Source organism: Chromobacterium sp. ASV23 (assembly GCF_016428945.1).
Lineage (GTDB): Bacteria > Pseudomonadota > Gammaproteobacteria > Burkholderiales > Chromobacteriaceae > Chromobacterium > Chromobacterium sinusclupearum.
On record NZ_JAELTR010000098.1, the window covers coordinates 1 to 6,585 of the forward strand.

The 6,585-nt window shown below is 64.7% G+C and carries 6 protein-coding genes; 4 read left to right on the forward strand and 2 right to left on the reverse strand.

Going from position 1 to position 6,585, the window contains the following annotated elements; all coding sequences use genetic code 11:
* A partial coding sequence (locus JHD59_RS21225; protein ID WP_199155720.1) for a hypothetical protein occupies window positions 1–648 on the forward strand: 648 nt, incomplete at its 5' end.
* A 477-nt stretch (window positions 649–1,125) separates the two neighbouring features.
* The gene (locus JHD59_RS21230) at window positions 1,126–3,513 is read left to right on the forward strand and encodes a glycosyl hydrolase family 18 protein (protein ID WP_199155721.1); all 2,388 of its coding nucleotides are present in this window, start codon (window positions 1,126–1,128) and stop codon (window positions 3,511–3,513) included.
* Here the strand turns inward: JHD59_RS21230 and JHD59_RS21235 are convergent.
* On the reverse strand, window positions 3,501–3,731 hold the full coding sequence (locus JHD59_RS21235; protein ID WP_199155722.1) for a hypothetical protein: 231 nt from the start codon (window positions 3,729–3,731) through the stop codon (window positions 3,501–3,503). The two genes, JHD59_RS21230 and JHD59_RS21235, sit on opposite strands and share 13 nt — an antisense overlap.
* Before the next feature lie 86 nt (window positions 3,732–3,817).
* Here JHD59_RS21235 and sgrR point away from each other — a divergent pair, with 86 nt between their 5' ends.
* Both sgrR and JHD59_RS21245 read left to right on the forward strand, forming a co-directional pair.
* Window positions 3,818–5,503: an HTH-type transcriptional regulator SgrR gene (sgrR, locus tag JHD59_RS21240; RefSeq protein ID WP_199155723.1), complete on the forward strand. Its 1,686-nt coding sequence runs from the start codon at window positions 3,818–3,820 to the stop codon at window positions 5,501–5,503.
* A 64-nt stretch (window positions 5,504–5,567) separates the two neighbouring features.
* Window positions 5,568–6,308: a dienelactone hydrolase family protein gene (locus JHD59_RS21245; protein ID WP_199155724.1), complete on the forward strand. Its 741-nt coding sequence runs from the start codon at window positions 5,568–5,570 to the stop codon at window positions 6,306–6,308.
* Between the two features lie 69 nt (window positions 6,309–6,377).
* Here the strand turns inward: JHD59_RS21245 and JHD59_RS21250 are convergent.
* A partial coding sequence (locus JHD59_RS21250) for a hypothetical protein (RefSeq protein ID WP_199155725.1) occupies window positions 6,378–6,585 on the reverse strand: 208 nt, incomplete at its 5' end.

Consider the following 6,585-nt stretch of genomic DNA (forward strand, 5'->3'; position numbering starts at 1 on the left):
GGCCTGATGCTCAGCGTGCCCCTGCTGATGTACGGCAGCCTGTTGCTGGCGCGGCTGATGGACGACTACCCGCTGCTGATCCCCGCCGGCGCGGCGGTGCTGGGCTGGCTGGCCGGCAGCTTGGCGGTAAGCGATGCGCTGTGGGGAGACTGGGTCGCCACGCAGGCGCCGGCGCTGCAGTTGGTGGTGCCGTTGCTGGGCGCGGTGTTCGTGCTGCTGGAAAGCCGCATCATCCGCGAGCAACGCCCCAAGCTGCCACCCATGCCGCCATGGCGGCCGTTTGAACCGCTGACCCGCCGGCTGGCGCTGCTGGGAGAGGCGAACATTCAGCCACAAGCTGCCGCCGTTCCAGCCGCTGAAGCCTGTTTGGAGCCTGTGTCCCATGCCGCCATCGAGCCAACTCCGCCGCCGGCGGAAGCTCAATCCGCCCAGTTGGACATCGCCGCGCTGGCGGCGCCGGAAACCATCGCGGCGGAAAACGCCGATGCGGAGGACTTCAGCGCCAAAAATCGCCTCAGCCCTGCGCTGCGGCTCCTGGTCGGCGCGGCGGCGCTGATCGGCATCCTGGTTTTGCTGTGGCTGGGCTGGCACTTGCTGAGCCAGGGCCTGCTGCCGACGCCTAAACACCCGATCAAACCAGCGCGCTGAACCGACCCGGCAAGGGCGCCGGCTCCGGCGCCCTTCAATACCGCTCACACCCCTCCCCTGCGCGGCGTCTGCTTGCCGTACGACTGCTTGCGTCGGCGCGCCTTGGCTCGCATGCTCTTCGCCGTTTGGCCTGCGGCGCAACTGGTATTAATGTGGCCATCAATATCGCCAGTCTACAAGCAGGTTTCCTTGCTAGCCGCCCCACACACCGCCCTGCCTTTTCACACCCCTGATCTATCGTCTGCCGCCTCGAACAAAGTCGTCCAAACCATCCAAACTGCTTGATATATCTACATTCCATACCCGAGCACCCATGCTGCGGCGCAACGGTTGCCAGCCCATTTCCCATGCCAGGCCAGGCTGTTAAAAAGTACAGGGGCATTCTCGATTTAGACCGGCTAGAGTCCATTTGTTAATACCACTTAAATACAAATTAGAACATACGGTTTGGCGTCGTCTTAGACAAAGGAGAATAGAGTGAGCAAAACCCTAATGCTGGTAAAAAGCAGTCTGGCCGTCGGCGCCGTCGGTGGCGCCGCACTACTGGCCGGACATGCCGCGCTGAGCGGCGACGCACCCTGGCCGCAGGCACAAGCAACCGGATCAGTGAAAACCGCTGACAACAGCTGTACCGATCCCGCCTGGAACGCGGCAACGGTTTACAACGGCGGGCAGCGCGTCAGCTACCAGAACCAGACCTGGCAAGCCAAATGGTGGACTCAGGGCAATACCCCGGCGGGCGGCGACGCCAGCCCGTGGTTGCTGATCGGACAGTGCGGCGGCGGCAATCCCAATCCGCCGCCCGACCCGCCGCTGGTGCAAGTGCCGCAGCCCACCGGCAACGCGCTGTGCCGCCCCGAAGCCCTGGCACAGACCGCCAGCGTGGACGTGCCCTATTGCGCGGCCTACAAGCAGGGCGGCGCGGAACAGCTGGCCAACGGCAGCCGCCGCCGCATCATCGGCTACTTCACCAGCTGGCGCACCGGCAAGGACGGCAGCCCGGCCTACCTGGTGAACAACATCCCCTGGGGCAAGCTCACCCACATCAACTACGCCTTCGCCCATGTCGACGGCAACAATCAGCTGTCGGTCAACGACGGCGCGCCGGGCAACCCAGCCACCGACATGACCTGGCCGGGCGTGGCCGGCGCCGAGATGGACGCCAGCCTGCCGTATAAGGGCCACTTCAACCTGCTGACCCAGTACAAGCGCAAATTTCCCGGCGTGAAAACGCTGATCTCGGTGGGCGGCTGGGCGGAAACCGGCGGCTACTTCGACGCCAGCGGCAAGCGCGTGGCCAGCGGCGGCTTCTACAGCATGACGGTCAACGCCGACGGCAGCGTCAACCAGGGCGGCATCAATGCTTTTGCCGATTCCGCCGTCGCCTTCCTGCGCAAATACGGCTTTGACGGCGTGGACATCGACTTCGAATATCCGACCTCGATGAGCAACGCCGGCAATCCGCTGGACTGGAGCTTCTCCAACGCCCGCCTCGGCTCCTTGACCAAGGGCTACGTGGCGCTGCTGCAGACGCTGCGCGACCGGCTGGACCGCGCCGCCGCCCAGGACGGCCATTACTACCAGATCACCGCCGCGGTGCCGGCCTCCGGCTACCTGCTGCGCGGCATGGAAACCTTCCAGGGCCTGAAGTACCTGGACTTCGTCAACGTGATGTCGTATGACCTGCACGGCTCGTGGAATCGCTTCGTCGGCCCCAACGCCGCGCTGTACGACGACGGCAAGGATGCCGAACTGACGTTCTGGAACGTCTACGGCACCGCGCAGTACGGCAATATCGGCTATCTCAACACCGACTGGGCCTACCACTACTACCGCGGCGGCCTGCCGGCCTCTCGCGTCAATATGGGCGTGCCCTACTACACCCGCGGCTGGAAAAACGTGACGGGCGGCAGCAACGGCTTGTGGGGCAGCGCGGTGGGCAGCAACTGCCCGACCGGCCTCACCGAATGCGGCGACGGCGCAGTCGGCATAGACAATATCTGGCACGACCTGGACGACAAGGGCAAGGAGATCCCGGGCGGCTCCAACCCGATGTGGCACGCCAAGAACCTGGAAAAAGGCATCGCCGGCAGCTACCTCGCGTCCTACGGCATCGACGTCACCCAGCCGATCAACCAGCTCATCGGCACTTACCAGCGCAATTACAACGCCACCCTGGCTGCGCCGTGGCTGTGGAATGCCAGCAAGAACGTGTTCCTGTCCACCGAAGATGAGCAGTCCATCGCGCAGAAGGCCGCCTGGATCGACGCCAACAATATCGGCGGCGTGATGTTCTGGGAGCTGGCCGGCGACTACGACTGGAACGCGCAGCGCAACAACGGCCAGGGCGAGTACTACATGGGCAATACGCTGACCAACCTGCTGTACAACACCTTCAGCCAGCCGGCCAAGGTGAACGCGAAGCGCGCGGACGCCGCTCCCGCTCCGACCGCGGCCATTGATGTCGGCTTCAGCCTGGGCAACTTCGCGCTGGGCGACAACAACTATCCGATCAACCCCAAGCTCACCATCGTCAATCGTTCGCAAACCACCCTGCCAGGCGGCACCGAGTTCCAGTTCGACGTGCCCACCTCGGCGCCGGCCAATATCGCCGATCAATCCGGCTTCGGCCTCAAGGTGATCAACGTCGGTCACAGCGGCAGCAATATCGGCGGCCTGAAGGGCGATTTCAACCGCGTATCGGTGAAGCTGCCCACCTGGCAGACCCTGGCGCCGGGACAGAGCGTGACGCTGGACGTGGTGTACTACCTGCCGATTTCCGGCCCCAGCCACTATACGGTGGGACTGAACGGCAAAACCTACGCCATCCGCGACGAAGCGCCGTATCTGCCTTACTTGCAGTAAGCCTTACCCGGCCCGCTAGACAGCGGGCCGGCATGTTTCCTCTCCAGTTCCTCCCTTGCCGGCCGGGCCTCATCCCCGGCCGCTTTTTTTCCCGCCACCTCCTGCCACTGCATCACCTCGCTCAATTGCGCCATGGCCTCAGAGGGATCGATGCCGAACAAGCGGCGCTGCCGGCTCAGATATTGCGGAAAGAAATCTGACATCGGTTCGGTTTTCATGCTGGACTCCTTGCGTGGGAGACCGTATTGTCACGCCAATAACGTGAACAAAAAATTGCTGACTTTTTACTACAAATTTCCTCTTTATGAGCCATAACCGTCTGTTGCAACAATACAGCCGGCTGCACCGCGGCCTGGAAGGTCAAGCCTGCGCCGTGTCGCTGCAGCAGCTGGCCGACCTGCTGTGCTGCACCCGCCGCCACATGCGCAGCCTGCTGGCGCAGATGCAGGCGCTGGGCTGGCTGGAGTGGAACGCCCGTTCGGGACGCGGCCAGCGCTCGGAGCTGCGCTTTTTGCGCGATATCGGCCAATTGCAGCGACAGCAAGCCTCACAACTGCTGGAACAAGGCAAGGTGGAGCAGGCCGTCTCCCTGCTCGGTGACGATCCGCAGCAGCTGGCTCCATTGCTGCTGTCGCGGTTGGGACGTCGCTGGAGCGAAGACCGCCAGGTGCTGGGCGTGCCCTACTACCGGCCGATGCCCAAGCTGCATCCCGGCACGCCGCTCAGGCGTTCCGAACGCCATCTTGTCAGCCAGATCTTCAACGGCCTGACCCGGCTGAATGAGGAAAAAGGGGAAATAGAGGGTGACTTGGCGCACCACTGGGAACCCTATTCTGATCTAGAGTGGCATTTCCATCTGCGGCCACGCGTGCGCTGGCATGATGGCCGCGAGTTGCGTCAGGACGACATCGCCGCCAGCGTGGCGCGGCTGCGCGCGCAGCCGCTGTTCGCCCATCTGCGCGGCGTGCGCCGCCTGTCGCCGCAAAGCATCGCGCTGGAGCTGTCGGAACCGGACCCGTGGCTGCCCTGGCTGCTGGCGGACCCGGCCGCGCTGATCCTGCCGGCGGACCATGCCACGCTGCCGGATTTCGCCTCCCACCCGGTCGGCACCGGCCCCTACCGAGTGGCCGTCAATGACGCGCATCGGCTGTCGCTGCAAGCCTTCGACGATTATTTCGGCTTCCGCGCGCTGTTGGACCAAGTGGATATCTGGATGATGCCGCAGCTCGGAGACCAGCTGTCGCTGAACGTGCAGGAAACCTGCAATCTCACGGTGGAAATCAATCCCTTGCCGGTGGAGGAGCAAACCGAGATGGCGCTGGAAACCGGCGTTTATTATCTGTTGTGCGATGGCCGCTCCCCGGCCATGCGCGATGATGCCGTCCGCCTGTGGCTGGCCCAGGCGCTGTCGCCGCTGGCCATCATGCAGCAAACGCCGCCGACCACCCGGCAGTACTGGGTGGCCGCTTCCGGCCTGCTGCCGCGCTGGCACCACGTCCAGCCCGAGCCTGTCCCGCCCACCCCGCCTTTGACGCGACTGCGGCTGGCTTATTACGAACAACATCCGGAATACCGCCAGATCGCCGACGCCATCGCGCGCTGCCTCGCCGCGCACGGCATCGCGCTGGAGTGCGCGGTCCATCGCTATAGCGATTGGGAATTGGGACTGGCCGAAACGGACCTGTGGCTGGGCACCGTCAACTTCAGCAGCGGCACGGATTACGCCGTGCCGGCCTGGCTGCTGGGCACGCCGCTGCTGCGGCGTTGCCTGGAACCAACGCTGCCGCTGACGGACTGGCTGCGCGGCTGGCGCGGCGGCGAGCACAGCGCGGCCAGCCTGTCGGCGCAGACAGTGCGCCAACACTGGATCCTGCCGCTGTTCCACAACTGGCTGCGGCTGAAAGGGCCGGGGCAGATCGAGGACTTTCGTCTCAACAGCATGGGCTGGTTCGATTTCAAATCCGTCTGGCTGCGGCCCGAGGAAGACTGACCCCGTTGCCGCCGCGCATGGCTGCAGGCACAATCGATTGCGCCCCCGCCCCCAAACCAAGACCATGCCCCGCACTGACTCCGCCTACCTGCCCAAACCGATACGCCAAGCGATGCTGACGCTGCCCGCCGGCGTCTGCGGCGATGCGCCCTGGCAAGGCAGACTGGCGGCGCTTCCGCCAGCAAGACCAGGCCAGCCGCTGCCGCTGCTGTTGTTCCTGCACGGCTCCTCCGGCCTGAATGAACAGACGCTGACGTTTCAGCGCTGGGCCAGCGACACCCTGGGCATCGCCGCGCTGGCGCTGGACAGCTTCGCCCGCCACAAGCGACCGCGCTATCAAAGTCCAGCCCCAGTGGAACAATACGAGGCGGTGCACGCGCTGCGGCAAGAAGAGATCGCCATGATGCTGGCAGCGCTGCCGCGACTGCCATGGGTGGACAGCCAGCGGCTGGCCTTGGCCGGCAGCAGCGAGGGCGGCGTGGCCGCGGCCCGTTGGCGCGGCCAGGAATTCGCCGGCCGCATCATCTATGGCTGGAGCTGCGAGGACAATTACTTTGTGGAGAAAGCGGACAATGGCTTTGATGCCGACTGCCCGCTGCTGAACCTGCTGTCGGACGCCGACCCGTTCTTCGGCCGCAACAGCCAATACAACCGCGGCCGCCAAGTCGACGGCGACAGCCGGCGCGCGCTGGCGGACATGCCCAAGGCGCGGCAGGTTCTGCTGCCGAATGCCCCGCACACGCTGTACAACCTGCCGGAGGCGCGCATGCTGACGGAGGAATTCCTGCGCGAGCTGTTTGCTTGATTACCTATCGTCGCATATCCGCTGAGCGCAGCAAGCGCAACGCCGGATCAGGGATTTGCTGAACGGTTTTCAGAACAACTCCAGCTCGCCCACGCTCTCCGCCACGGCAGCCATCGGCGGCTGGTAGCGGAAATCCAGGCTGGCGCCGCTCGACAGGGTCAGGCAGGTGGTCAGCCAAAAATGCGCGCCGCCGCCCATGTCCACCCGCCAGCTGCGGCGCAAGGCGCTGTTCAGCAATTCCAGATGCTGCAGGCTGCTGGCGCCCACCCCTAGCGGC